25 protein-coding genes are annotated in these 24766 nt (G+C 68.7%); 13 read left to right on the top strand and 12 right to left on the bottom strand.

Annotated elements, in window-relative coordinates; translation table 11 throughout:
- The first annotated feature begins 4 nt into the window (after positions 1-4).
- Genes sufC through RM1_RS13920 form a run of 4 tightly spaced genes read left to right on the top strand, consistent with a single transcriptional unit; the run spans position 5 to position 3038 of the window.
- Positions 5-796, top strand: coding sequence for a Fe-S cluster assembly ATPase SufC (sufC, locus tag RM1_RS13935; protein ID WP_072752021.1), 792 nt, complete (start codon positions 5-7; stop codon positions 794-796).
- Between the two features lie 4 nt (positions 797-800).
- Entirely contained in the window at positions 801-2111 is a 1311-nt protein-coding gene (locus RM1_RS13930) for a cysteine desulfurase (protein WP_072752020.1), read from the top strand.
- A gap of 1 nt (position 2112) precedes the next feature.
- A complete protein-coding gene (gene sufU, locus RM1_RS13925) occupies positions 2113-2622 on the top strand; it encodes a Fe-S cluster assembly sulfur transfer protein SufU (RefSeq protein WP_072752018.1) in 510 nt (169 codons plus the stop codon).
- Positions 2619-3038 carry a metal-sulfur cluster assembly factor gene (locus tag RM1_RS13920; RefSeq protein WP_072752016.1) on the top strand — a complete coding sequence of 140 codons (420 nt, stop codon included), beginning with the start codon at positions 2619-2621 and terminating at the stop codon, positions 3036-3038. Before sufU ends, RM1_RS13920 begins: the two co-directional genes overlap by 4 nt.
- Positions 3039-3109: 71 nt before the next feature.
- Here the strand turns inward: RM1_RS13920 and RM1_RS13915 are convergent, their stop codons facing one another.
- The 6 genes from RM1_RS13915 to RM1_RS13890 form a co-directional block, all read right to left on the bottom strand.
- Positions 3110-3556, bottom strand: a complete 447-nt coding sequence (locus tag RM1_RS13915; RefSeq protein WP_083576720.1) for a hypothetical protein — start codon at positions 3554-3556, stop codon at positions 3110-3112.
- Positions 3557-3739: 183 nt separating this feature from the next.
- Positions 3740-4111, bottom strand: a complete 372-nt coding sequence (gene frdD, locus RM1_RS13910) for a fumarate reductase subunit FrdD (RefSeq protein ID WP_072752012.1) — start codon at positions 4109-4111, stop codon at positions 3740-3742.
- Entirely contained in the window at positions 4108-4512 is a 405-nt protein-coding gene (locus RM1_RS13905) for a fumarate reductase subunit C (protein WP_072752010.1), read from the bottom strand. The genes frdD and RM1_RS13905 overlap by 4 nt, the downstream gene beginning before the upstream one ends.
- The gene (locus RM1_RS13900; protein ID WP_072752008.1) at positions 4509-5258 is read right to left on the bottom strand and encodes a succinate dehydrogenase/fumarate reductase iron-sulfur subunit; all 750 of its coding nucleotides are present in this window, start codon (positions 5256-5258) and stop codon (positions 4509-4511) included. Before RM1_RS13900 ends, RM1_RS13905 begins: the two co-directional genes overlap by 4 nt.
- Before the next feature lie 3 nt (positions 5259-5261).
- Complete coding sequence (gene frdA, locus RM1_RS13895) at positions 5262-7019, bottom strand: fumarate reductase (quinol) flavoprotein subunit (protein WP_072752006.1); 1758 nt, start codon at positions 7017-7019, stop codon at positions 5262-5264.
- Between the two features lie 3 nt (positions 7020-7022).
- On the bottom strand, positions 7023-7256 hold the full coding sequence (locus RM1_RS13890; RefSeq protein ID WP_072752004.1) for a hypothetical protein: 234 nt from the start codon (positions 7254-7256) through the stop codon (positions 7023-7025).
- 184 nt (positions 7257-7440) lie between these two features.
- Here RM1_RS13890 and RM1_RS13885 point away from each other — a divergent pair, with 184 nt between their 5' ends.
- Together RM1_RS13885 and RM1_RS13880 are read left to right on the top strand one after the other, a co-directional pair.
- The gene (locus RM1_RS13885; RefSeq protein WP_245816322.1) at positions 7441-8541 is read left to right on the top strand and encodes an NAD(P)-dependent alcohol dehydrogenase; all 1101 of its coding nucleotides are present in this window, start codon (positions 7441-7443) and stop codon (positions 8539-8541) included.
- Between the two features lie 44 nt (positions 8542-8585).
- On the top strand, positions 8586-9053 hold the full coding sequence (locus tag RM1_RS13880; RefSeq protein WP_072752002.1) for a DUF4334 domain-containing protein: 468 nt from the start codon (positions 8586-8588) through the stop codon (positions 9051-9053).
- Here the strand turns inward: RM1_RS13880 and ku are convergent.
- Positions 9050-9931 carry a non-homologous end joining protein Ku gene (ku, locus tag RM1_RS13875; protein WP_072752000.1) on the bottom strand — a complete coding sequence of 294 codons (882 nt, stop codon included), beginning with the start codon at positions 9929-9931 and terminating at the stop codon, positions 9050-9052. The two genes, RM1_RS13880 and ku, sit on opposite strands and share 4 nt — an antisense overlap.
- A gap of 64 nt (positions 9932-9995) precedes the next feature.
- Here ku and ligD point away from each other — a divergent pair, with 64 nt between their 5' ends.
- The 3 genes from ligD (at position 9996) to RM1_RS13860 (ending at position 13977) form a co-directional block, all read left to right on the top strand.
- Positions 9996-11903 (top strand): non-homologous end-joining DNA ligase, encoded by a 1908-nt coding sequence (gene ligD / locus RM1_RS13870; RefSeq protein WP_072751998.1) that lies wholly within the window; start codon positions 9996-9998, stop codon positions 11901-11903.
- Between the two features lie 116 nt (positions 11904-12019).
- Complete coding sequence (locus RM1_RS13865) at positions 12020-13021, top strand: alkaline phosphatase family protein (protein WP_083576722.1); 1002 nt, start codon at positions 12020-12022, stop codon at positions 13019-13021.
- 146 nt (positions 13022-13167) lie between these two features.
- On the top strand, positions 13168-13977 hold the full coding sequence (locus tag RM1_RS13860; RefSeq protein ID WP_072751995.1) for a metal-dependent hydrolase: 810 nt from the start codon (positions 13168-13170) through the stop codon (positions 13975-13977).
- Here RM1_RS13860 and RM1_RS13855 read toward each other — a convergent pair.
- From RM1_RS13855 to RM1_RS13845, 3 genes are read right to left on the bottom strand one after another with little or no spacing between them, the layout of a single operon-like run.
- Positions 13940-15103 (bottom strand): lycopene cyclase family protein, encoded by a 1164-nt coding sequence (locus tag RM1_RS13855; protein ID WP_072751993.1) that lies wholly within the window; start codon positions 15101-15103, stop codon positions 13940-13942. The genes RM1_RS13860 and RM1_RS13855 overlap by 38 nt on opposite strands.
- A gap of 4 nt (positions 15104-15107) precedes the next feature.
- Positions 15108-15455: a VOC family protein gene (locus RM1_RS13850; RefSeq protein WP_072751990.1), complete on the bottom strand. Its 348-nt coding sequence runs from the start codon at positions 15453-15455 to the stop codon at positions 15108-15110.
- A 16-nt stretch (positions 15456-15471) separates the two neighbouring features.
- Positions 15472-16242, bottom strand: coding sequence for an SDR family oxidoreductase (locus tag RM1_RS13845; protein WP_072751988.1), 771 nt, complete (start codon positions 16240-16242; stop codon positions 15472-15474).
- 139 nt (positions 16243-16381) lie between these two features.
- Here RM1_RS13845 and RM1_RS13840 point away from each other — a divergent pair, with 139 nt between their 5' ends.
- Both RM1_RS13840 and RM1_RS13835 read left to right on the top strand, forming a co-directional pair.
- Complete coding sequence (locus tag RM1_RS13840; RefSeq protein ID WP_072751986.1) at positions 16382-18013, top strand: ABC-F family ATP-binding cassette domain-containing protein; 1632 nt, start codon at positions 16382-16384, stop codon at positions 18011-18013.
- 115 nt (positions 18014-18128) lie between these two features.
- Positions 18129-18353 carry a helix-turn-helix domain-containing protein gene (locus RM1_RS13835; RefSeq protein WP_072751985.1) on the top strand — a complete coding sequence of 75 codons (225 nt, stop codon included), beginning with the start codon at positions 18129-18131 and terminating at the stop codon, positions 18351-18353.
- Positions 18354-18374: 21 nt separating this feature from the next.
- On the opposite strand, the gene RM1_RS13830 is transcribed toward RM1_RS13835, so the two are convergent.
- Positions 18375-18941 (bottom strand): TetR/AcrR family transcriptional regulator, encoded by a 567-nt coding sequence (locus RM1_RS13830; RefSeq protein ID WP_027501910.1) that lies wholly within the window; start codon positions 18939-18941, stop codon positions 18375-18377.
- A 207-nt stretch (positions 18942-19148) separates the two neighbouring features.
- Positions 19149-21971, bottom strand: a complete 2823-nt coding sequence (gene acnA / locus RM1_RS13825; RefSeq protein ID WP_174562953.1) for an aconitate hydratase AcnA — start codon at positions 21969-21971, stop codon at positions 19149-19151.
- 321 nt (positions 21972-22292) lie between these two features.
- On the opposite strand from acnA, the gene RM1_RS13820 reads away from it, so the two are divergent.
- Entirely contained in the window at positions 22293-22820 is a 528-nt protein-coding gene (locus RM1_RS13820; protein WP_072751981.1) for an Rv1476 family membrane protein, read from the top strand.
- A gap of 420 nt (positions 22821-23240) precedes the next feature.
- The gene (locus RM1_RS13815) at positions 23241-24740 is read left to right on the top strand and encodes an NlpC/P60 family protein (RefSeq protein ID WP_083576719.1); all 1500 of its coding nucleotides are present in this window, start codon (positions 23241-23243) and stop codon (positions 24738-24740) included.
- Positions 24741-24766: the final 26 nt, after the last annotated feature.

The raw sequence follows: 24766 nt of genomic DNA, 5'->3' as shown, positions 1-24766 counted from the left end.
TTGAATGACTACCGCTGAAAACTCCGTTCTCGAAATCAAGGATCTGCACGTCAACGTCGCGACCACCGACGAGAACGCCGAGCCGATCAACATCCTCAAGGGCGTGAACCTCACGGTCCGCTCGGGGGAGACCCACGCGATCATGGGCCCCAACGGCTCCGGCAAGTCGACCCTGTCGTACGCCATCGCCGGCCACCCCAAGTATGAGGTGACCTCCGGCAGCATCACCCTCAACGGCGAGAACGTGCTCGAGATGAGCGTCGACGAGCGGGCCCGCGCCGGCCTGTTCCTCGCCATGCAGTACCCGGTCGAGGTGCCCGGCGTCTCGATGTCGAACTTCCTCCGCACCGCCGCGACCGCGGTCCGCGGCGAGGCCCCCAAGCTCCGCCACTGGGTCAAGGAGGTCAAGGAGTCCCTGACCGAGCTCGAGATCGATCCGTCGTTCAGCGAGCGCAGCGTCAACGAGGGCTTCTCCGGCGGCGAGAAGAAGCGTCACGAGATCCTGCAGCTGGGCCTGCTCAAGCCGAAGATCGCGATCCTCGACGAGACCGACTCCGGCCTCGACGTCGACGCGCTGCGCATCGTGTCCGAGGGCGTCAACCGCTACAAGGAGCGCGAGCACGGCGGCGTCCTGCTGATCACGCACTACACCCGCATCCTGCGGTACATCCGCCCGGAGTTCGTGCACGTCTTCGTCGGCGGCCAGATCGTCGAGTCCGGCGGCGCCGAGCTCGCCGACGAGCTCGAGGAGAACGGCTACGTCCGGTTCACGCAGGCTGCAGCGACAGGAGCCTAGTTCCATGACCACCTCGGTGAAGGAACTCGACATCACCAGGATCCGGAAGGACTTCCCGATCCTCGGCCGTACGGTGCGCGACGGTAAACCGTTGGTGTACCTGGATTCCGGGGCGACCTCGCAGCGTCCCGTCCAGGTGCTCGATGCCGAACGGGAGTTCCTCACCACCTGTAATGCGGCCGTGCACCGCGGGGCGCACCAGCTCGCGGAGGAGGCGACCGACGCGTACGAGGGTGCGCGCGCGGCGATCGCCGACTTCGTGGGGGCCGACGCCGACGAGCTGACGTTCACCAAGAACGCCACCGAGGCGCTCAACCTGGTGACGTATGTGCTCGGCGACGAGCGATTCGAGCGGCACCTGCGCCCTGGTGACGAGATCGTGATCACCGAGCTCGAGCACCACGCGAACCTGGTGCCGTGGCAGGAGCTGGCCAGGCGGACCGGTGCGACGCTGCGCTGGTACGGGGTGACCGAGGACGGCCGCATCGACCTGGAGTCGCTGGAGCTGACCGACGCGGTGAAGGTGGTCTCCTTCACCCACCAGTCGAACGTGACGGGCGCCGTGGCGCCGGTGGCCGAGCTCGTCCGCCGGGCCAGGGCGGTCGGCGCGCTGGTTGTTCTGGACGCGTGCCAGTCGGTGCCGCACATGCCGGTCGACTTCCACGCGCTCGACGTGGACTACGCGGCGTTCTCCGGGCACAAGATGCTCGGCCCGTCGGGCGTCGGTGTGCTCTACGGTAAGCGCGAGCTGCTCGCGTCGATGCCGCCGTTCATCACCGGCGGCTCGATGATCGAGACCGTCACGATGGAGGCGACCACCTACGCCGCCCCGCCGCAGCGTTTCGAGGCGGGCGTGCCGATGACCTCGCAGGTCGTCGCGCTCGGTGCGGCCGTGCACTACCTGAACGAGCTCGGCATGGACTCCGTCGCCGCGCACGAGCACGAGCTGACGGCGCTGGCACTTGAACAACTCGGTGCCATCGACGGCGTGCGGATCATCGGTCCGACCACCGCGGTGAACCGCGGCGGCGCGGTGTCCTTCGTGGTGGACGGCATCCACGCGCACGACCTCGGCCAGATCCTCGACGACGAGGGCATCGCGATCCGGGTCGGGCACCACTGCGCCTGGCCGTTGCACCGGCACTTCGGGGTCGCGGCGACTGCCCGCGCGTCGTTTGCCCTCTACAACACCACCGACGAGGTGCACGCCCTGGCGGCGGCCATCCGTCGCGCGCAGGACTTCTTCGGGGTGACTCCTGCCAGCGAGCCGGTCGTCGACGTGCCGGAGTCCGCACCGATCGACGGGGCGTCCTGACATGCGTATGGAGCAGATGTACCAGGAAGTGATCCTCGATCACTACAAGCACCCGCACGGGCGGGGGCTCCGGGAGCCGTTCGGTGCCGAGGTACATCACGTGAACCCGACCTGTGGCGACGAGGTGACGCTGCGGGTGGCGCTGACCGACGACGGCCGGGTTGGCGACATCTCGTACGACGGGCAGGGCTGCTCGATCAGCCAGGCCTCGACCTCGGTGCTCACCGACCAGGTCGTCGGGTTGAGCGTGCCGGAGGCGATCGCGACGGTCGACGCGTTCGACGCGATGATCACCAGCCGCGGCAACATCGAGGGCGACGAAGACGTGCTCGGCGACGGGATCGCGTTCGCGGGCGTCTCGAAGTACCCGGCCCGCGTGAAGTGCGCGTTGCTGGGATGGATGGCATTCAAGGATGCCGTTGTTCAAATAGTCGACGGCGCCGACGCTGCGCCCACGAAGAATGTCATCGGCACCGCGGTGCCGGTTCAGACCGGAGGATCGTCATCATGACCGAGACCCAGGCAAGCGCCGAGGCCACTGAGGACCAGGCCGTGCAGGAGTCCGCGCCCGCCGCCGATGAGCAGGCCGTGCTCGAGTTGACGCCCGAGCAGCAGGCCGTGATCGACGAGCTCGAGGAGGCGATGCGCGACGTCGTCGACCCCGAGCTCGGGATCAACGTGGTCGACCTCGGGCTGGTCTACGGCATCGCCGTGGACGACGAGGACGTCGCCACCGTGGACATGACGCTGACCTCCGCCGCCTGCCCGCTGACCGATGTGATCGAGGAGCAGGCACGAGGCGCGCTGGTCAAGAGCGGCCTCGTGAACGACCTGAAGATCAACTGGGTCTGGATGCCGCCGTGGGGCCCGGACAAGATCACCGAGGACGGCCGCGAGCAGCTGCGGGCGCTCGGCTTCACCGTCTGACCCGAACGTGACAGAGAAGGCGCCGGACCCGTCGAATCGGGTCCGGCGCCTTTGTCATGCGCTCACGCGGATCAGTTGACGCGCACCGTACCGGTGCAGGACGTGGTCGGGATGGCCCACAGCGCATTCCGGTTGACGGCGCTCCTGGTGATCTCGACCTCGCCGGGGCCGCTGTTCATCCGGAGGTTGACCGCGTTGCCGAGCGCGATCGGCGTGGTGGCGGTGAGCGTGCCGGTGGCCCCGGTCGTCTTGTTGCGCCAGTCGAGCCGGGCGTCCGACAGGTACGGCGTCGTGAAGAACCCCACCACGCTCGACACGTCGGCGAGGGTGACGGTGCCGGTGCCCGGCCCGTCCTGATAGAAGAACGCCCGGCTGGCGATGTAGGGCTGGTCGACAATGTACGGGCTCAGGCCGAAGCAGGTGCTCATGGGTACTTCCACCGTCTGCGCCGCTGCCAGACCGGTGCCCGCGACAAGGCCCCCCGCGATGCCGGCCGATACGACGGCCGTGGTCGCCATGCGTCGAAAGGTGTTGCCGTTCATATACGTTTCTCCCCTGTTTGTTGAAACTAACCGTTTCCGATCATGTCAGTCCTCCGATTCGATTCGGGGTGCCGACACCTGAAAGTCGAAAGAAACCGACAATTCGTTACGTAGAGGGTCGAAACGTACACGGGCCGGGACCGCGATGGGCGCGGCTCCTCAGCCCCTGATCAGCAGGTATGTGGCCACGACGGACCCGACCGCGGCGCCTCCGTAGCACGCCACGGTGACCGCACCCCTGGCCTTCTGGAGCCGCAGGCCGTGCCAGAGGGTGAAGCGGAGCCGGTGCGCGGCGTGGAACAGCGCCAGGACGCAGAGGCCGACCAGCACGACGACGGTGATCGGGTGGCGCAGCACCGAGTGCAGGTGCGCGAAGTCGGGGGCGGCGACCCAGCCGAGCGGAATCGCGACCCCGAACAGCAGGATGAGGACCGGGATCAGCAGGGCCGCGGCCATCCCGCCTGCGCTGAACGCCAGCCACGCCAGCGGTTCCGCCGTCGGTCTGCGACTTCCGCGCCTGCTGGTCGTCATCGCAGGACCACCCACGCCGCGATCGCCGAGCACGCGGCCCACAGCGCGTAGTGCGCGGCGAGCACCGCGGCAGGCGGAACGGACCGCTTCCCCACCCGGACCACGATTGCCTTGGGTGCCAAGTTGAACCAGGTCACGGCGTGGAGCAGGACGAACGCCGTCGCGATCACGTTGAGCGCGATCACCCAGGGGCGCGCGCTCCAGTCGAGGAAGTCCCGGTAGGCGCCAGGGCTGTCGCCGACCGCCACCACCAGCGTGAGCGCGAACACGACGAACCACGCCACGAACAGGCACGACAGCTCGCGCAGCATGAACAGGAGGTACGACCTGCGCCGCAGCCACCACAGCCGGGGCACCGGCGGTCGGTATGGACGCGCAGCCACAGTTCCCGCGGAACTCATCGCGCACCCCTCGGGAGCAGGAACTCCTTCAGCGACCTCGACGCCGCGGTCAGCTTGTAGCGCTGGATGGCGCCTGCGGGGTCGACGCCCTTGGGGCACGCCACGCTGCACTCGCCGACGAAGGTGCAGGCCCAGGCGCCCTCCGCGGAGGCGAGCACATCACGCCGGTCTTCGGCGCCCTCGTCCCGCGAGTCCAGGTTGTAGCGCTGGCCCAGCGCGATCACCGCGGGGCCGAGGAAGGTGGGCTCGAGGGCGTACACCGGGCAGGCCGAGTAGCAGAGCATGCAGTTGATGCACATGCTGTACCGCTTGTACGCCTCCATCTCCTCCGGCGTCTGCGGGTACGCACCCTCCTCGGGCTCGGACTCGTCCGAGCGGATCAGCCACGGCTTGACCCTTGGCAGCTTGGACATGAAGTCGCTGATGTCGACGACGAGGTCGCGGATCACCGGGAAGTTCCGCAGGGGCTCGACCCGAATCGATTCGGGCGCATAGTCGGTCAGGAACGTCGAGCAGGCCAGCTTCGGTTCGCCGTTGACCGTCATGCCGCAGCTGCCGCAGATCCCCATTCGGCAGGACCACCGGTAGGAGAGCGTTCCGTCCAGCTGATCCTTGATGTGGTTGAGGCCGTCGAGGACGGTCCACTCCTTGCGCAGCGGGACCCGATAGCACTGCGGCGCAGGCGTGGACTCCTGTTCCGGCCGGTAGCGCATGACCTCGACGGCGACGGTGTCGTGTTCGGGCATCGCTTACCTCCCGTAGACCCGTTGGCCGGGTGGCCAACGGGTGATCGTCACCGGTAGGTAGGTGATCCGGGCCTCGCCGCCCGGTTGCCGGTGGACCAGTGAATGAGCCAGGTATCTGTCGTCGTCGCGGTCGGGGAAGTCGGTGCGCTGATGCGCGCCGCGGGACTCCTCCCGTCGCAACGCGCTGCCGACGATGCACTCGGCGACATCGAGCATTCCCGAGAGCTCGAGGGTTGCGGTCAGTTCGGTGTTGAAGGTCCGGCTGTGGTCGTCGATGACGGCGTGGGTGTAGCGCTCCTTCAACTCCCGGATCTCGTCAATGGCGGTGCGCAGCGACGCCGCGTCCCGGTAGATGCCCGCACCGGCCTCCATCGCCTCCTGCATCCCGGTCCGGATGTCGGCGATGCGGTCCGGCCGGGCCCCGCCTGCGCCGTCGTGACGGGCGAGTTCCCGTTCGAGCCGGCGCTGCTCGTCTCGTCCCTGTGCCTCGATCGCCGCGGTGGAGCCGGTGGCGCGAGCCGTTGCGGCGTGCTGTGCGGCCGCCTGTCCTGCGCGGGCGCCGAAGACGAGCAGTTCCGGCAGCGAGTTCGAACCGAGACGGTTGGCGCCGTTGATGCTGACGCAGGCGACCTCGCCCGCCGCGTACAGCCCGTCCAGGTCGGTCGCGCCGTGGATGTCGGTGTGGATCCCGCCCATCATGTAGTGCACGACCGGGCGCACCGGGACGAGCTCGTGCACGGGGTCGATGTTCTGGTAGCTCGCGCACAGCTCCCTCACGAACGGCAGTTTCGAGTCGATGAGGTCGGCGCCGAGATGCCGCAGGTCCAGGTGGACGATCGGTCCGTCGGGGGTGTCGATCGTCCTGCCCTTCTCCTGCTCGTGCACGAAGGCTTGGGAGAGCCGGTCGCGCGGGCCCAGCTCCATGCTGCGCAGGACCGGACCCGGTGTGGGCGTGCCGAGGTCGTAGTCCTGCAGGTACCGATAGCCGTCCTTGTTGATCAGCCAACCGCCCTCGGCCCGCGCGGCCTCCGTGATGAGGATGCCGGTGAACGGCAGTCCGGTCGGGTGGTATTGGACGAACTCCATGTCCTTGAGCCCGGCCCCGGCCCGGTAGGCCAGGGCCATTCCGTCGCCGGTCTTGATTGTGGCGTTGGTGGTGAACGGGAAGACCCTGCCGCACCCCCCGGTGCACACGATGACGGCGTCGGCGACGATCGTCTCGATCCGGCCGGTGGCCAGCTCGATGGCGACGACACCGCGCACCCGCCCGTCGTCGACGAGCAGCGTGGTGGCGAACCACTCGTCGTAGCGGACGATGTCCGAGTAGGACAGCGCCGTCTGGAAGAGAGTGTGCAACAGGTGAAATCCGGTCTTGTCGGCGGCGAACCAGGTGCGCTTGTTCTTCATCCCGCCGAACGCGCGCACGGCGATGCGCCCGTCCGGTTGCCTGCTCCACGGGCAACCCCAGTGCTCGAGGCGGAGCAGTTCCCTCGGCGCCTCCTGGATGAAGGCCTCGACGGCATCCTGGTCGCACAGCCAGTCGCTGCCGGACACCGTGTCGTAGGCATGCTCGTCGAGGGAGTCGTCCGGCGCGACCACTGCGGCGGCGCCACCCTCCGCGGACACGGTGTGGCTGCGCATCGGGTAGACCTTCGACACGATCGCGATGCTCAGGTTCGGGTCTGATTCGGCGATCGAGATGGCCGCGCGCAGCCCGGCGCCACCGCCGCCGACGATGACGACCGAGTGGAATGCGGTCATCGCTCAGGCCTCGTGGTTGCCACTGTGCTCATCGGTCAGCACCTTGCCGTCGTGCCGAATCGTCTTGATGCGCACCGATCCGTCGTGATACTCGTGGCGGATCACCCGGCAACCGCACTCGTAGGTGCGGTCGTCGATGCGCAGGCCCTCGTCGTCGTTCTCCTGATGGCGGCGACCGTCCACGACGCGACCACACGGGGCCGTATCCGCGGTGATGGGGGAACTGGTGGTGCTCATCGCCGACCTCCGTGCCCTGGTGGACGGCCAAACCCCTGATCGGTCTCGGCCGGGCGAGCGGGCCGGGCGCCACCACGCGGGTGTGATCTGTTTCACATCGGACGATACGCCTCTTTGCGGGTGGCGAATCCCGGCGAGGGGCGTAAGTTAACCGGAGTTCGCATACGTCGGAGGGAAGTTCTCGGTGGGTGATCGGGTGCGTGCGGCGGTTCTCGCGGAGTACGGCGGGCCCACGCAGATCAGGGAGATCCGGACCACTGCCCTGCGGGAGCGGGAGATCCTGGTCCGGATGGCAGGCGTCGGCATCTGCCACACCGACCTGACGGCGGCGGCTGGGGCGATTCCCTTTCCGCTGCCCGCGGTTCTCGGGCACGAGGGGGCGGGCGTGGTTGAGTGGGTCGGCTCCGGGGTCGACACGGTCCGCGCAGGCGATCACGTCGTCCTCAGCTTCGCGTCGTGTCGACAGTGTCCGAACTGCACCGGCGGTCACCCGGCGTACTGCGCGGACTTCGCCGCGCTCAACTACTCGGGGCGCAGGCGGGACGGCAGCACCACGCTGCACTCGGGGTCGGGGGAGGTGCACGGCGGCTGGTTCGGGCAATCCTCGTTCGCGACCCATGCCGTGGTCGACGCCGCGGGCGCGGTCAAGGTTGCCGCCGACCTCCCGCTCCCGCTGCTCGGACCTCTCGGATGCGGCATCCAGACCGGCGCGGGCGCGCTGTTGCGGGTGTTGCGTCCGCAGCCCGGTTCCTCGGTGATCGTCTTCGGCGCCGGGGCGGTCGGACTGGGATCGGTCCTGGCGGCCGCGGCAACTGGGTGTGCGACCATCCTCGTCGTCGATCCGCTGCGCGCCCGGCGCGAGCTGGCCGTCGAACTCGGCGCCACCGCCGCGCTGGACAGCGCCACGCCCGGGCTCGGCCGCGAACTGCGCAGGCTGACCGGCGGCGGCGCGGACCACAGCGTGGACACGGTCAGCAGCGAGGAGGTGCTGAACCTGGCGGTCTCGACCCTGCGCTCGCCGGGCAGCTGCGTGACGCTCGGCCTGCGCGGCCAACGCAATCCGGTGGTGATCGACCAATCGAGCCTGCTGATGGGCCGCAGCGTGACCGGGGTCATCGAGGGTGACGTGGACCCCCAGACGTTCATCCCCGAGCTGATCGAGCTGTGGCGGGCGGGTCGGTTCCCGTTCGAGGAGATGATCACGACCTTCCCGTTCGAGGAGATCGAGGCGGCCCTGGCCGCGGCGTCGAGCGGGGCCGTGGTCAAGCCGGTGCTCACCTTCTGACATGTGCGATCGATCGCCCATATCCTCCCGACGAAAGGAACGCCGTGACCGGTAAGCAGAAATTCTTCGAACTCCTCGGCAGCGCGGGGCCGGTGGATCCCCGGGTCCTCGACGAGCTGTGGGCGGCGCTGCCGACCGTGCACATCGACGAGCTCGAGGGGCGGTGGCGGGGGAGCGGCTTCGAGACCGGTCATCGCACGGGCAGGCTGCTCGCAAAGTCGGGCTGGTACGGCAAGAACTTCGGTTCGCGCTTCGATGTGCAACCGATGCTCTGTCGCGGACCGGACGGCGAGCTGTTCTCCGATGTCGCGGCGGGCAAGGGGGAGGCGAGCCTGTGGATGGTCGAGTTCAGGGGCGAGTGCACCGCGACGATGGTCTACGACGGGATGGCGGTGTTCGACCACTTCAAGCGCGTCGACGACCGGACGCTGATGGGCATCATGAACGGCAAGGATGTGCTCGACGGTGGTGAGCACTTCTACTTTGCCCTCATGAGGGACGAGACCGACTAGCCGGTCTTCCTGGCAGGTGCCTTCTTGGCTGCGGCCTTCTTCGCGGGCGCTTTCTTCGCCGGTGCGGCCTTCGCGGAGCCCTCGCCCGACTTCCCCGACTTCGCGGCGTCGACGCTGCGCTGCAGTGCGGCGACCAGGTCCACGACCTCGGCGTCCTCCTTGGCGGCGACGACCGCCTCGGGCGGGGTCACCTTCTTGCCGCCGTTCTTGATCGCCTCGTCGAGCATCTTCTGCAGCTGGATCTGGTACTCGTCGGTGTACGACTCGGGCTCGAAGTCCTCGGACATCGACTCCACCAACGACTTTGCCATCGCCAGTTCCTTGTCGCTCGGCGCGGCCGCCTTGTCGAGGGTCTCGAACTCTGCGGCCCGCACCTCGTCGGGCCAGAGCAGTGTCTGGATGACCAGCACGCCGTCGCGCACCCGCAACGCGGCGAGCCGGGTGCGCTGACGCAGCGTGAAGTGCACCAGCGCGGTGCGGTCGCTCTCGGTCAGCGTGGACGCGAGCAGCTGGTAGGCCTTGGGGGAGGCGGAGTCCGGCTCGAGGTAGTAGCTCTTCTCGAACAGGATCGGATCGATCTGCTCGGACGGCACGAACTGCAGGACCGGGATCTCGTGCTTCTCGGCGGCGGGCAGCTCGTCGAAGTCCTCGTCGGTGAGGATCACCTGTGTCCCGTCCTCGGACGAATAGGCCTTGTCGATGTCGGCGAACTGGATGGTCTTGCCGCATTCCTGGCAGACACGGTTGTATTTGATGCGGCCGCCATCGGCGCCGTGGACCTGGTGGAACCTGATGTCGTGGTCCTCGGTCGCGGTGTAGACCTTCACCGGGACGTTCACGAGCCCGAACGCGATGGAGCCTTTCCAAATGGACCGCATGAAACCATGATGGTGCACAGGACGGGATCAGGCCAGGCAGTACCCGAAAATGGGTGGGCGGAGCATGAGTCACAACACCGCGGTGATGGTGGAGGGCAAGCGCCTGTCCCTGACCAATCTGGACAAGGTTCTCTACCCCGAGACGGGGACCACCAAGGCGGAGATCTTGCAGTACTTCACCACGGTCGGCCCGCTGATGGTGCCGCTGCTCGCCGGTAGGCCGGTCACGAGAAAGCGCTGGCCGGACGGCACCTCCGCAACCCCGTTCTTCCAGAAGAACGTCGACGCGTCGACACCGGACTGGGTCGATCGCCGGACCATGACGCACTCGTCGAAGACCATCACCTACCCGATCGTCGACGACCTGGCGTCCCTGGTGTACTTCGCTCAGGCGGGCTCGCTCGAGTTCCATGTGCCGCAATGGAGATTCGGCGCGGGTGGCGTACCGATGGACCCGGACCGCCTGGTGATCGACCTCGACCCGGGTCCGGGCGTCACCCTGGAGGAGTGCGCCGAGGTGGCCCTGCGGGTGCGTGACCGGCTTGCGGACAGCGGTCTGGGGGCACTTCCGGTGACCAGTGGCAGCAAGGGAATTCACCTGTACGCCGGGATCGGTGAGGGCTGGACGGCGGCGCGGTGTGTTGAGTTCGCGAAGAAGATCGCCGTCGAACTCGAACGGGAGACACCGAAGTCGGTGATCTCCAAGATGACCAGGGCCGAGCGCGCGGGCAAGGTGTTCGTGGACTGGAGCCAGAACTCGGCGTCGAAGACGACGGTGTCGCCGTATTCGCTCCGCGGCACCGCGAGCCCGAACGTGGCCGCCCCTCGCACCTGGGACGAGCTGACCCGGCCGGGACTGCGCCAGTTGGACTTCCATGAGGTCCTCGACCGGATAGCCGAGGGCGGCGCGCAGCCGGGGATCCCGCCTGCTCCCGCACCCGAGCGCGCACGCCCCCAACGGCGCTCGCGCGCCGCCACCACGGGCGACCTGGCCCCGATGCTGGCATCCGCGGTGACCGTGGCGGACTTCACGTCCCGGGCGGACCCCGAGGTGTGGGCCCTGGAGCCGAAGCTGGACGGTATCCGTGCCCTTGTGCATTTCGACCACGACGCCGAGAGCGGCGTGTCCACCGTTCGGTTGGTCAGTCGCAGTGGATCGGACCTCACCTCGGGCTATCCGGAGTTGCTCGACGTTCCGGAAGGCCTGCATGGCCATTCGGGCGTGCTGGACGGGGAGATCGTGGTCCTCGGTGACGACGGCGCGCCGAGCTTCGGTCGGCTGCAGCAGCGGATGGGACTGAGCAAACCGCGCGACGTGCGGGTGGCGGCGGCGAAGAATCCGGTGCTGTTGGAGATCTTCGACGTCCTGCAGCTCGACGGGACATCGCTGCGCGCCAAGGTCTACCGGGACCGGCGCAAGGTCCTGGACGCGATCCGCCTCGGCGAGGACGAGACCTGGCGGGTGCTCGAGTTGGCGCCCGCGGACCTCGGCGAGGCGCTCGAGTCAAGCCGGACCGCCCGGATGGAGGGCCTGGTGGCCAAGCGGTGGGACTCCACCTACCGGGCCGGTCGATCCGCTTCCTGGCTGAAGCTCAAGCACTACTCGGACCTCGAGGTGGTGGTTGGCGGCTGGCAGCAGGGGGAGGGGCGTCGGTCCGGTGGCATCGGATCGCTGCTGCTCGGTGTGCCAGGCGGTGCCGACGGCCTGCGGTACGTCGGAAAGGTCGGGACCGGGTTCAGCGACGCCACCCTGACGCGGTTGGCGCGGCTGCTGGCGGACGCGTCCGCGGACAGCTCGCCCTTCGGTCACTCGGTTCCCGCGGTGGACGCTCGCACGGCCCACTGGGTGCGCCCGGAAATTGTTGGGGAGGTGCGGTACTCGGAGCTGACCGGTGACGGACGACTGCGCCACCCGACCTGGCGCGGGCTCCGCCCGGACAAGGACCCGGACCAGGTCGGGGGCCTGGGTTAAGCGCGGTTGAACGGATGCGGCAATTGGTCTAGACCATATTGAACGTGTGGTGAACAGTGGGGAGCCCCTGTCGCCTCGGCGCGCGATTGGTCTAGTCCTATTGCAGGCTCGTGGGCGTGACCACGAAGCGCACCCGCACCCTGACCGCACTGTCCATCGCGATTGCCGGCGCCGTCTCCGCCGGAACGGCAACCGCCGCAGCGTCTCCGACCACCCCGGAGTCGAACGATCCCGCGAAGGTCGTCGTCATCGGACTCGACGGAACGATGCTCGACCACATCAAGACGGCGAACACCCCGAATCTGCACCGGCTGATGGCGGAGGGCACCACCGGGTCCTCCTCGATCCTGGGTCACCCCACCATCTCCGGGCCGTCCTGGTCCACGATGCTGACCGGCGTCTGGAACACCAAGCACGGCGTCCAGGACAACTCCTTCAACGGTGCCCGATTCGACCAGTACCCCACGGCGTTCACCCAGATCGAGCGGGCCGACCCGGCTCTGCGCACCGAGGCCATCTCGACCTGGGGTGGGATCGCCACCATCGCAGGCAGCGGCTCACCGACGGCCGATGTCGTGACCACCACCCCGGATGCGGGCAGCGAAGGCGCGACCGATACCGCGACAGCGACGGCGGTGGCGAACGAGATCGCCGGAAACGGGCCCGATTTCGTCTTCACCCAGTTGGACCAGGTGGACGGGGCCGGACACGCGACCGGCACCCTCGGTCCGGCGTACAACCTGGCGATCGAAGCCGTCGATCTCGAGGTGGGCAGGATCGTCGCGGCGGTGGACGAGCGTCAGCGAAACACCGGTGAGCGGTGGACCGTGCTGGTCACCGCCGACCACGGTCACCGGCCGCTCGGCGGGCACGGCGGTCAGACCCCTGCGGAGGCCTCGACCTTCGTGATCGTGCGCGGCGGGGGATACCGGGCCGGTGGCATCGACAACGGCTACACGATGGCCGACATCGCGCCGACCGTGCTCGAGATTCTGGGCGTGCCGAGGCCGGCGAACCTGGACGGCACCGCGTTGGCGAAGGACGCGCCGGTGCCGCCGCCGGTCGCGGGAGGGTCGACCGGCGCGGCCCTGCCGAGTTGGGTCCCGACCGGCTCGTAACGGTCACTGCCGCACACCGATCCCGCCCTCGGGGTCGGTGTGCGCGGACGGCTGTCCGGGTGGCGTGTCGGAGTGGCTTGCTAGTTTTGTGTGGGCGGCTCCGATCGGGCACTGCTCGACGGTTCCTCCGAAAGGCTTTCTCTCACATGGTGATGGGTGCTACCCATGCTGTTTCCGGCGCGGTCGCGGGTCTTCTTGCCGCGCAGGTTCTTCCACCCGAATGGGGCGGTCCGACCTCGACGGCCGAGGTGTTCACCTTTGCCGGGGTGTGCGCGGGGGCGGCACTCCTGCCCGACCTCGACACGGCGCAGTCCACGGTCGCGAGGTCCTTCGGGCCGGTCAGTCAGCTGGTCGCCCGCGGCGTGGACGAGGTCTCGCTGTGGTACTACCGGCTCACCCGCGGACGGCGGGACCCCAAGCGCCGCGGCGGGCACCGGACACTCACGCACACAGCGTTGTTCGCGATCGCGTTGAGCGCGGGGATCTCGGCGCTCGTGATCGAGTTCGGGCGCCCGGCGATCATCGGCACCCTGTTCGTCACGCTCGGCCTGGCGCTGCGTGGCCTGGCCGGGAGCTGGGCCGCGCGCAACGGCTGGATCGCGGTCACCGTCGTCGCCGCGGCCCTCTCGGCATTCACGTGGACCTGGTACCCGGACGAGGTGGGTTCCAGGGCGCTCGGTGTCGCGGTGGGGCTCGGATGTGCGGTGCACTGTCTCGGCGATGCGATCACCAAGGAGGGCGTCCCGTTCCTGGCGCCGCTACTGCCGTGGGGGCGCAGGCGATGGTGGGAACTGCGCCTGCCGTCGATGCTCTCGATCCGGGCAGGCGGCACGGTCGAACGGGTGGTGCTCGGTCCGTTGCTGACCCTCGTCGCGGTGGGGCTGGCGATCTGGGCGATCGACGGTGTCCCAGGCGCTGTCACCGAGGTCGTGGCAGAGATCCGTGCGTGGGGCTGACGGTCGGCAGGACCGCTCTCGCCAGCGTGCGCCGGACCGGGTTCGGGGCACGTCGGAACACCGCGGCCATCGCCAGGCTCACCGCCGCCGGGTCGGCGCGCTCCGAGAGATAGGCCCGTTGGCGGACGGTGGGCAGGTCGAAGAACGCCTCGAAGAACTCCGCGGTGAGCTGGGGCGGCAGCCGGAGCAGCGCGCGCAACCCGACCTCCCGTAGAGCGCGGACCGCCAGGGCGGCCCTGGGCCACAGCGCGGCCCGCGGGTCGTTGCCTGCGACGATCGCACCGACCACACCGTCGACGGCGGACAGCGAGGCGGCGACGCTGTATCCGGTGCCGGGGTGCATGATCCCGGCGCGCGCGCCGAAGGTGGCCGTCGCGGCCGCCGCGCGCGGAACCTGCACCGGGAACCGCACCCTTTCGCGTTCCGCATGGGCGGCCACCGGCACACCCCGTGAGCGCAGCCTGGCCTCCAGTCGCGTGCGCAAGACCTCCTGAGACAGCCCCGGCCTGCCCACCAGGCAGGTCTCCTCCAGCAGGACCCGGTCGCGGCCGAGGGGGACCGCGTAGAGGAACGACGGGGTCTCGTCCGGCGGTGCGCCGTTGTCCGCGCGCCAGTCCATGAACCACGCCTCGCCGTCCCCGAGGACCGGGCTCGCGGCTTCCCCTGACACGACGACGCCGTAGGCGGTCTGTTCGGCCAGCACCGGTGCGGGCTTGGCGCCGCGCGCGTCGATCACCTGTCGGGCGCACAGCCGGTTGCCGTCCCGGAGGATCACCCGGCCCGGTTCGACCTCGGCGGCGGAACCGGCGAGCACCCGGGCGGAGCCGAGGTCGAGGGCGGCCAGCAAGGCGTCGTTGTCGAGCACGCAGTACGGCCGGGGCAGCACCTGCTCGCGGGTCGTCCACACCCGGGGGCGCTCGACCCGAGCCGCGACCACCGCGGGCCCGTCGAGCCAGCCCGGCAGCTCGTCGCACCAGGCCGCATAGGTCGGCGTCCAGCGGCGGTCGGGGTGCGGATCGACCGCAACCACGTCGAGCCCGGCGGCGGCGGCCCGATGGGCCAGCGCCCGCCCGGCGGGCCCCAGCCCGACCACCGCGAGATCGGCCACCGGTTCGCGGGAGGTCATCGGATCACAGGTGACCAACGACGTTGACGACCTGGCCGTTGGGGTCGCGGACGAAGAACCGGCGCACGCCCCACTCCTCGTCCTGCAGCGGATGCACGATCTCCGCGCCCGCCGCGACGACGGTCGCGTACACCGCGTCCACGTCGTCCACCTCGATGCTCATGTCGGGATGGACGGCCGCGGTGGCGTCCTCGCCCATCAGCGTCAGCTGGGCCGTCGGGTTCGACGGCGACGCCAGCGTGGTCACCCAGCCCAGGTTCATGACCTCCACGAAACCGAGGAGGCCGTAGAACCGGCGGCTCCCGTCCAGATCGTCGCACCGGATGTCCGGCACGACACGGCGAATGGTCACAGCGCCTCCTTCATGGCTACATCGAACCCGTCGAGAGCAGTCCGCCGTCCACCCGGACCGTCTCGCCGGTGATCCACGAGGCGGCGTCCGAGACCAGGAACCCGACCAGGCTCGCGACGTCCTCGGGCGACCCGAGTCGCTTCATCGGGTAGCCGGCCGCGGCCTGATCCTCGCCCGCCGCGACGAGGGCGGCCGCGAACTGGGTCTTCACGATGCCGGGGGCGACAGCGTTGACCCGGATCTTCGGCCCGAGCTGCCAGGCCAGTTCCTCGGTCAGGCGGATCAGCGCCGCCTTCGAGGCGCCGTACGCGGCGATCACCCCCGTCGACCGGAGTCCGCCGACGCTCGCGAGGTTGACGACGGCGCCGCCGTGTTCGCCCATCCAGGCGTGGTACGCCTGCTGGATGTAGCCGAGCGCGGCGACCACGTTCACGTCGAAGATCTTCTTCACCGCGTTCAGATCGGCGTCCATCAGCGACCCGAAGACCGGGTTGATGCCGGTGTTGTTGACCAGGATGTCGAGCGACCCGAGCTCGGCCACGGTCCGCGTGACCGCCTCCGCGCGCGCATCGGCGTCGCCCGCATTGCCCGCGATGGGCAGCACCACGCCGCCCGCGACGGCCGCCCGCAGCTCCTGCGCGGCAGTCTCAAGCGGTTCCGGCTTGCGGGCGGTGATGGCGACCGCGGCGCCGCGCGCGAGGAACTCGGCCGCGATGGCCCGGCCGATGCCGCGGCTCGCGCCCGTGACCAGCGCCGTTTTTCCCTGCAGATCCCTCGTGAGAGTCATCTGCGGAACGTTAGCCGAATCACAACGCCGTGCAACTCCCGCCGGGAATGTCACGGTAAAGTGGATCGTTCTTGTGTCTCGTGTGCCGTCGGCGTTTGCCCGGCCACGCAAAGTTTCCGTTTCCGTTGAGGAGTTCTTGTTGATTACCGCCACCGACCTCGAAGTTCGTGCCGGTGTGCGGACCCTGCTCTCCGCGCCGGGCCCGGCCCTGCGGGTCCAGGCGGGCGACCGGATCGGTCTGGTCGGCCGCAACGGTGCGGGCAAGACCACCACGCTGCGCATCCTCGCGGGGGAGGGTGAGCCCTACGCCGGGTCGGTGATCCGCACCGGCGACCTCGGTTACCTCCCGCAGGACCCGAAGGAGGGCGACCTCAGCGTGCTCGCCAAGGATCGGGTGCTCTCCGCCCGCGGCCTCGACACCATCCTGCGGGACATGGAGAAGATGCAGACGCTGATGGCCGAGCTGGTCGACGGCGCCGAGCTGGACAAGGCCGTGCGCAAGTACGGCGCGCTCGAGGACCGGTTCTCCTCTCTCGGCGGCTACGTCGCCGAGAGCGAGGCGGCCCGGATCTGCAACAGCCTCGGGTTGGCGGATCGGATCCTCGCCCAGCCGCTGCGCACCCTCTCCGGTGGTCAGCGCCGCCGCGTCGAGCTGGCCCGCATCCTGTTCGCCGCCTCCGACGGCAGCGGTGGCCGCTCGGACACCATCCTGCTGCTCGACGAGCCGACCAACCACCTCGACGCCGACTCCATCACCTGGCTGCGCGGGTTCCTGCAGAACCACGACGGCGGGCTGATCGTGATCAGCCACGACGTCGAGCTCCTCGGCGACGTCGTGAACCGGGTCTGGTTCCTCGACGCGGTCCGCGGCGAGGCCGACATCTACAACATGAACTGGAAGAAGTACCTCGACGCCCGCGCCACCGACGAGCAGCGCCGCCGCCGTGAGCGCGCCAACGCGGAGAAGAAGGCAGGCGCGCTGCGGGTGCAGGCCGCCAAGCTCGGCGCCAAGGCGACGAAGGCGACCGCGGCGCAGAACATGGCCAAGCGGGCCGACAAGCTGATGGCCGCCCTCGACGAGGTCCGGGTCTCGGACAAGGTCGCGCACATCCGGTTCCCCGAGCCCGCGGCGTGCGGCAAGACCCCGCTGATGGCGAAGAACCTGACCAAGATGTACGGCTCGCTGGAGATCTTCGCCGGCGTCGACCTGGCGATCGACCGCGGCAGCCGCGTCGTCGTGCTCGGCCTCAACGGCGCGGGCAAGACCACGCTGCTGCGCATCCTGGCCGGCACCGAGCAGGCCAACGCGGGCGAGCTGGTGCCCGGCCACGGGATGAAGGTGGGCTACTTCGCGCAGGAGCACGACACCCTCGACGACGAGGCGACCGTGTGGGAGAACATCCGGCACGCCGCACCGGACACCGGCGAGCAGGAGCTGCGGTCGCTGCTGGGCGCGTTCATGTTCACCGGCCCGCAGCTCGAGCAGCCGGCGGGCACCCTCTCCGGTGGTGAGAAGACGCGTCTGGCGCTGGCCGGGCTGGTGTCCTCGGCGGCCAACGTGCTGCTGCTCGACGAGCCGACCAACAACCTGGACCCGATCTCGCGTGAGCAGGTCCTCGACGCGCTGCGCAGCTACAAGGGTGCGGTCGTGCTGGTCACCCACGACCCCGGTGCCGCGGAGGCGCTGAACCCGGAGCGGGTCATCCTGCTGCCCGACGGCCAGGAGGACCACTGGTCGCAGGAGTACCTGGAACTGATCCAGCTGGCCTGATCGTTGCCGCGGCGCGGCGCGGGTGGCTAGCCTGAGAGTGTTCGCTCAAATCCGCCGAATGACGGCACGCGCCGCGCGCGAGGGATTCGTGCGCACTCCTGTACGGAGGTCAGCCATGGCCGAGCTCACGCGACTACCCAAGGGCGCCCGGGTGTCTGGGGGTGCGCGGGAGGCCCTGCAGACCGAGCTGCGCGAGCGCTATCAGTCGGGCACCAGCATCCGAACTCTCGCGGACGCCACCGGTCGCTCGTACGGATTCATCCGGGCTCTGCTCACCGAGGCCGGGGTGACGCTGCGGGGCCGCGGCGGCGCGAACCGCCGCGGCCGCCTCTCGCACTAGTCACCGCGGACGTCGGTCGCCTCAGTCTCTGCGGCGGACCGATTCCTCGACCAGGTCGAGCACGGCGGACAGGTTCTCGCCCGCGTGGCCAGACGCGATCCGGGCGATGAGCCCGTCGAGGACCAGATCCAGATAGCCGACCAGCACCTCGGTCGGGAGGTCGTCGCGCAGCCGGCCCGCGGACTTCTGTCGTTCGAGCCGGTTGATCGTCGCCTCGGTCAGTTCCGCACTGCGCTGCGACCAGGCCCGGGCGAACTCGGGGTCGGTTCGGAGCCTGCGTGCGATCTCGAGCCGGGTGCCGAGCCAGTTGAACTGGTCGGGCTGTGCCAGCATGTCCCGCATGACCTGGACCAGGCCCTGGTTCGCGGCGACGTCGGCCATCCGCATGGCGTCCTCGTGCGCGAGCGCGAGGAACAGGCCGTCCTTGTCCTTGAAGTGGTGGAAAATCGCTCCCCGTGAGAGACCGGTGGTCTCCTCGAGGCGGCGCACGGTGGCACCGTCGTAGCCGTACTCCGCGAAGCACCGGCGAGCGCCGTCGAGGATCTCGCTCCGCCGCGCCGCGAGGTGGTCTTCACTGACCTTAGGCACAGGCAAACCTCCTTCGTCGGTTGCGTGTGCGCGTTTTCGGCCCAGATGGGCACAAAGCGCGCACGACCACAGTTCCCGGTCCGCAATGTCCGTTCGACAGTGGTCGTGCGCGCTTTGTGCATTTGGTGACCCATCTCGCGAAAGGCCGAAAACGCGCACACGCGCGAGGCGGCTGCGTGGCCGAAGGCTCACGCAGCCGCGTTGCGCCTAGCCCTTGATCATGTTGCGCAGGACGTACTGCAGGATGCCGCCGTTGCGGTAGTAGTCCGCCTCACCGGGGGTGTCGATGCGGACGACCGCGTCGAACTCCACCTTGGCGCCGTCCGTCTTGGTGGCCGTGACCTTCATGGTCTTCGGGGTGACGCCCTCGTTGAGCTTGGTGATGCCAACGATGTCGAAGGTCTCGGTGCCGTCCAGGCCGAGCGACGCGGCGGACTCGCCCGCCGGGAACTGCAGCGGGACAACGCCCATGCCGATGAGGTTGGAGCGGTGGATGCGCTCGAACGACTCGGTGATGACGGCCTTGACGCCGAGCAGGCTGGTGCCCTTGGCTGCCCAGTCACGCGAGGAGCCGGAGCCGTACTCCTTGCCGCCGAGGACGACCAGCGGGATGCCGGCGGCCTGGTAGTTCTGCGAGGCGTCGTAGATGAACGACTGCGGGCCGCCCTCGAGGGTGAAGTCACGGGTGTAGCCGCCCGAGACGTCGTCGAGGAGCTGGTTGCGCAGACGGATGTTCGCGAACGTGCCGCGGATCATCACCTCGTGGTTGCCGCGACGCGAGCCGAGGGAGTTGTAGTCCTTGCGCTCGACACCGTTGGCGTCCAGGTACTGCGCGGCAGGCGTGCCGGGCTTGATCGGGCCCGCCGGGCTGATGTGGTCGGTGGTGACCGAGTCGCCGAGCAGCGCGAGCACGCGGGCGCCGGTGATGTCGGTGACCGGCGTCGGGTCCTTCGGCATGCCGTCGAAGTACGGCGCCTTGCGGACGTAGGTCGACTTCTCGTCCCACGCGAAGGTGTCGCCCTCCGGGGTCTCCAGGTTCTGCCAGCGCTCGTCGCCCTTGAAGACGTTGGCGTAGGAGTTGACGAACATGTCCTGGTCGATCGAGGAGGCGATGGTCTCCTCGATCTCCTTCGTCGAGGGCCAGATGTCCTTCAGGAACACGTCGTTGCCGTCCGTGTCCTGTCCGAGGGCGTCGGTCTCGAAGTCGAAGTCCATGGTGCCCGCGAGGCCGTAGGCGATGACCAGCGGCGGGGAGGCCAGGTAGTTCATCTTCACGTCGGGGGAGATGCGTCCCTCGAAGTTGCGGTTACCGGACAGCACCGCGGTGACCGACAGGTCGTTGTCGTTGATCGCCTTGGAGATGTTCTCCGGCAGCGGACCGGTGTTGCCGATGCAGGTGGTGCAGCCGTAGCCACCCAGGTAGTAGCCGAGCTTCTCCAGGTAGGGCCAGAGGCCGGCCTTCTCGTAGTAGTCGTTGACGACCTGCGAGCCCGGCGCCATGTTGGTCTTGACCCACGGCTTGGTGGACAGGCCCTTCTCGACCGCGTTGCGGGCCAGCAGGGCGGCGCCCAGCATCACCGACGGGTTCGAGGTGTTGGTGCAGGAGGTGATGCCCGCGACCACGACGGCGCCGTGGTCGAGCACGAACTCGCCCTGCTCATCGGTGGTGACGCGCACCGGCTTGGAGGGGCGGCCCTCCGCGCCGTTCGCGGCCGACGCCACGGCGCCCGCGGCGTCATCGGCGAAGGAGAGCGCGGCGGGATCGGACGCGGGGAAGGACTCCTCGACGGCCTCGTCCAGCTTGCTGTGGTCGGCCGCGGCGTGATCCTCCACGTAGGTGTGGATGTCCCGGCGGAACGCGTTCTTCGAGTCCGACAGCAGGATGCGGTCCTGCGGGCGCTTCGGGCCCGCGATGGACGGCACCACGGAGCCGAGGTCCAGCTCGAGGTACTCGGAGTAGTTGGGCTCGACGTCCGCGTCGTGCCACATGCCCTGCTCCTTGGCGTACGCCTCGACGAGCGCGAGCTGCTCCTCGCTGCGGCCGGTCAGGCGCAGGTAGTTGACGGTCTCCTCGTCGATCGGGAAGATCGCGGCGGTGGAGCCGAACTCGGGGCTCATGTTGCCGAGGGTGGCGCGGTTGGCCAGCGGCACCTCGGCGACGCCCTTGCCGTAGAACTCGACGAACTTGCCGACGACGCCGTGCTTGCGCAGCATGTCGGTGACCGTGAGGACGACGTCGGTCGCGGTAACGCCCGGCTTGATCTCACCGGTCAGCTTGAAGCCGACGACGCGCGGGATCAGCATGGAGACCGGCTGGCCGAGCATCGCGGCCTCGGCCTCGATGCCGCCGACGCCCCAGCCCAGCACACCGAGGCCGTTGACCATCGTGGTGTGCGAGTCGGTGCCGACACAGGTGTCGGGGTACGCCTGGCCGTTGCGGGTCATGACGGTGGGTGCCAGGTACTCGATGTTGACCTGGTGGACGATGCCCATTCCCGGGGGGACGACCTTGAAGTCGTCGAACGCGCCCTGGCCCCAGCGCAGGAACTGGTAACGCTCGCCGTTGCGCTGGTACTCGAGGTCGACGTTGCGCTCGAGGGCGTCGGCCCGGCCGAAGACGTCGAGGATGACCGAGTGGTCGATGACCATGTCGGCGGGGGAGAGCGGGTTGACCTTGTTCGGGTCGCCGCCGAGGGTGGCGACGGCCTCACGCATGGTCGCGAGGTCGACGACACAGGGCACGCCGGTGAAGTCCTGCATGATCACGCGGGCGGGGGTGAACTGGATCTCGACGTTCGGCTCGGCCGACGGATCCCAGTTCGCGATGGCACGGATGTGGTCGGCGGTGATGTTGGCGCCGTCCTCGGTGCGCAGCAGGTTCTCGGCGAGAACCTTCAGCGCGTAGGGCAGCTTCTCGGTGCCGGGAACGGCGTTGAGGCGGAAGATCTCGTACGAGTTCTCTCCGACCTCGAGGGTTCCCTTGGCGCCGAACGAATCAATACTGGTGCTCACGTCAGCTCCACTCGTCATTGAGGTTCGCCGTCGACGGGGCTGTGCCGACGGCTGAAGCGAAGCGCATCGCGGCGGACCAAACGGTCACGCCGGGCGCATCGCGGCAAGTCTAACAGTACGCTTGTCCTGTGAGAATTTCGGGCAGGTGTGGAGGGCGCGCCGCGCCCGATCCGACACCTGTCGATTCTTGTCGACGGCACCGGCGTCCGCAACGCGGCAATCGCGGGTTTCGCCGCGCCGCGACCTGCGTCACGTAATGTGCATCGGGTCAGCAGCGATGGTCTCGATACTGTCGTTTCCGTAAGCGCTGCATTCCCCTCGACCCGATCCGGATGAAAGATGCCTGCTGCTCTCACCTCTGCGTTTCGTCCGGTCCTGGCTGACGTTCCCCCCGATATCGGCATCGACGCGATCCTGGTCGACGTCAGGGACGACGGGGTGTCGGCACCCGCGAGCGATGTGGACGGGCTCAGGAGCGTGGTGGACCGGGCCGAGCGCGACGGGATCGAGTTGAGCGTCGTGGCGCTCGCGGAGAACCCGGCGCGGGATTCCCAGCTGCGCGACATCGCGACCGAGGTGGGTCACCAGGAGGGCGGCACCGTCCTGGTGTTGAGCCCGAGCTGGGTCGGCACCTACAGCGACACCCTCAGTCGGGTCACCGTCGAGGACGCACAGGACAAGGCGTACACCGGGAACGCGGTGGCCTCCGCCGACAACTTCCTCGGTGCGATCACGCAACCGGACCCGCCGTACGGGCTCATCACGGCGGCTCTGGTGGTGCTGGTCGGCGGCGTTGCCGCGGTGGGCTTTTGGGTGCGCTCGCGACGTTCCGCGGCCCCCGTCGACGGCAAGATCGACGCTCGATAGGGCGGCTCATTCGGGTGGCCCGACGCGCCACCGCGGGATCAATCCGTCCATTGGAGAGAAATCCCAACTCCGCGAATATCTTTCGCAACCGATTCGGCAAACCCGCAGCTCACGGCGTCTCGCGGGCGAGCAAACCAGTGTTTTTCTTGTGACTAGAGTTCCACTAGTGGGCATTGTGTCGTACGATACTTTTGGCACTTATGGGGAAGAAGTGTCGCTTTGAGCAGCATGGCCACGGAAGTGGTGTGAGTTCGGCGATTTCTGCTGATCGTCGAGTGCTGCCAAGCTTGCGCGTCTTCCCTGTGCGGGTACGACCGAGCTGAGCGCTGATCCGTCTGGCTCGGTGGAGAACCGAGGGAGAGACCTGTGAGGCGAAGGGCACCGCGCACGAGGACTCGTAGTGGACAGCTGCTGATCGGAATGGCGATCGTGGCCTCGTTGGTCACGGGAACCCCCGGGCTGGCCGCCGCGGTGCCGCCACCGCCGCCGAATCCGAGCGAATCCGAGCTGCAACAGGCCGGCCAGGGTGTCGAGGAACGTGTCGGTCAGGTCAGCGCCCTCATCAACGAGGTGGCCGCGGCCGACCAGCAACTGCGCGCGCTCGACGACGAGGTCGCGATCAAGCGTGAGCAGGTGAACAAGGCGCTGGTCGACCTGCAGATGTCCCGTGATGCGGCCGCCGCGGCCGCTGGTGCGGTCGGAATCAGCCAGCAGGCACTGCGGGATGCAGGCGCCCAGATCGAGTTGGCGCAGACCAGGTTCGACGAGTTCGCGGCCAGAACATACAAGCAGGGCACCGGAATCGCGTCGTTCGCGTCGTTCCTTGGATCGCAGGGACCCGGCGACGTGCTCGACCGCGCCCAGGTGATGAAGATCCTCGCCACCAACAAGAATTCGGTGATGGACGCGCTGCAACGCGTGAGAACCGAACAGGCGAACAAGGATTCGTCGACCCGCGAGGCGAAGCAGCAGGCGGACGCCGCGGCCAGCGCGGCCGAGTCCCGGAAGTCGGACGCGGAGAACGCCATCTCGGTCGCGAGGTCCGCATTGGCGGAACAGTCCGGCAAGAAGGCCGCGATCGAGGCGCAGAGGTCGTCGGCGGAGTCCGCGCTCGCGGCGGCAAGGGAGAACGTCTCCGGGCTGCAGAGCCAGCGGCAGGCGTTCGTCAACTGGGACACCCAGCGCGCCGCCGAGCAGGCCGCGATCGCCGCCGCCGCTGCCGCTGCACGGGAGGTCGCCGCCGCGGCCGCGGCGCGTGTCGCCGCGAACCAGGCGGCGAAGGACCGGGCCCGCGAGCTCGCAACGGGACAGCGCCCGCACACACAGATCGAGGACGACGCGGCGACCGACTACGGAACCGAGGAGTCGGGCGCGGTCGAATCGGGCACCGAGGAGTCGGAGGCCGAGGAGTCGGAGGCGTCCGAAGAATCGCCGCCGGTCACCACCAAGCCGGTCAAGCCGAAGCCGAAGCCGAGCAAGCCCAAACCGGCCGTCACCGGCAGCGCAGCCGTCGAGACCGTGATCGACCGCGGCATGTCTCAGCTCGGTATCACCTACGCGTGGGGTGGCGGGGACGAGAACGGGCCGACCCTCGGTATCCGCGACGGTGGCGTGGCAGACAGCTACGGCGACTTCAACAAGGTCGGTTTCGACTGCTCGGGCCTGATGATCTACGCGTTCGCAGGCATCGGCGTCTCGCTGCCGCACTACACCGGCTACCAGTACACCGCCGGTGAGCAGGTGCCGTCCTCGGAGATGCGACGCGGCGACATGATCTTCTATGGACCGAACGCCAGCCAGCACGTTGCGCTGTACCTTGGCAATGGGGAGATGCTGGAGGCGCCGCAGTCCGGTTCCATCGTCAAGGTGTCGCCGGTGCGCTGGGACGGCATGACCCCGTACGTGGTCCGAATGGTGTAGCGACCTGACCGCCTTCCGGGACACGG

The sequence above is a fragment of the Rhodococcus maanshanensis NBRC 100610 genome, from assembly GCF_001894865.1.
Lineage (GTDB): Bacteria > Actinomycetota > Actinomycetes > Mycobacteriales > Mycobacteriaceae > Rhodococcus_G > Rhodococcus_G maanshanensis.
The sequence above is the reverse complement of the archived record's forward strand: the minus strand, read 5'-3'. Positions and strand labels throughout refer to the sequence as shown.

What these genes read in the sequence shown, in the direction of transcription:
- sufC (WP_072752021.1), top strand. Translation starts at nt 5, where the DNA reads ATGACTACCGCTGAAAACTCCGTTCTCGAAATCAAGGATCTGCACGTC.
- RM1_RS13930 (WP_072752020.1), top strand. Translation starts at nt 801, where the DNA reads ATGACCACCTCGGTGAAGGAACTCGACATCACCAGGATCCGGAAGGAC.
- sufU (WP_072752018.1), top strand. Translation starts at nt 2,113, where the DNA reads ATGCGTATGGAGCAGATGTACCAGGAAGTGATCCTCGATCACTACAAG.
- RM1_RS13920 (WP_072752016.1), top strand. Translation starts at nt 2,619, where the DNA reads ATGACCGAGACCCAGGCAAGCGCCGAGGCCACTGAGGACCAGGCCGTG.
- RM1_RS13915 (WP_083576720.1), bottom strand. Translation starts at nt 3,556, where the DNA reads ATGGCGACCACGGCCGTCGTATCGGCCGGCATCGCGGGGGGCCTTGTC.
- frdD (WP_072752012.1), bottom strand. Translation starts at nt 4,111, where the DNA reads ATGACGACCAGCAGGCGCGGAAGTCGCAGACCGACGGCGGAACCGCTG.
- RM1_RS13905 (WP_072752010.1), bottom strand. Translation starts at nt 4,512, where the DNA reads ATGAGTTCCGCGGGAACTGTGGCTGCGCGTCCATACCGACCGCCGGTG.
- RM1_RS13900 (WP_072752008.1), bottom strand. Translation starts at nt 5,258, where the DNA reads ATGCCCGAACACGACACCGTCGCCGTCGAGGTCATGCGCTACCGGCCG.
- frdA (WP_072752006.1), bottom strand. Translation starts at nt 7,019, where the DNA reads ATGACCGCATTCCACTCGGTCGTCATCGTCGGCGGCGGTGGCGCCGGG.
- RM1_RS13890 (WP_072752004.1), bottom strand. Translation starts at nt 7,256, where the DNA reads ATGAGCACCACCAGTTCCCCCATCACCGCGGATACGGCCCCGTGTGGT.
- ku (WP_072752000.1), bottom strand. Translation starts at nt 9,931, where the DNA reads ATGCGGTCCATTTGGAAAGGCTCCATCGCGTTCGGGCTCGTGAACGTC.
- ligD (WP_072751998.1), top strand. Translation starts at nt 9,996, where the DNA reads ATGAGTCACAACACCGCGGTGATGGTGGAGGGCAAGCGCCTGTCCCTG.
- RM1_RS13860 (WP_072751995.1), top strand. Translation starts at nt 13,168, where the DNA reads ATGGTGATGGGTGCTACCCATGCTGTTTCCGGCGCGGTCGCGGGTCTT.
- RM1_RS13855 (WP_072751993.1), bottom strand. Translation starts at nt 15,103, where the DNA reads ATGACCTCCCGCGAACCGGTGGCCGATCTCGCGGTGGTCGGGCTGGGG.
- RM1_RS13845 (WP_072751988.1), bottom strand. Translation starts at nt 16,242, where the DNA reads ATGACTCTCACGAGGGATCTGCAGGGAAAAACGGCGCTGGTCACGGGC.
- RM1_RS13835 (WP_072751985.1), top strand. Translation starts at nt 18,129, where the DNA reads ATGGCCGAGCTCACGCGACTACCCAAGGGCGCCCGGGTGTCTGGGGGT.
- acnA (WP_174562953.1), bottom strand. Translation starts at nt 21,971, where the DNA reads ATGACGAGTGGAGCTGACGTGAGCACCAGTATTGATTCGTTCGGCGCC.
- RM1_RS13820 (WP_072751981.1), top strand. Translation starts at nt 22,293, where the DNA reads ATGCCTGCTGCTCTCACCTCTGCGTTTCGTCCGGTCCTGGCTGACGTT.
- RM1_RS13815 (WP_083576719.1), top strand. Translation starts at nt 23,241, where the DNA reads ATGGCGATCGTGGCCTCGTTGGTCACGGGAACCCCCGGGCTGGCCGCC.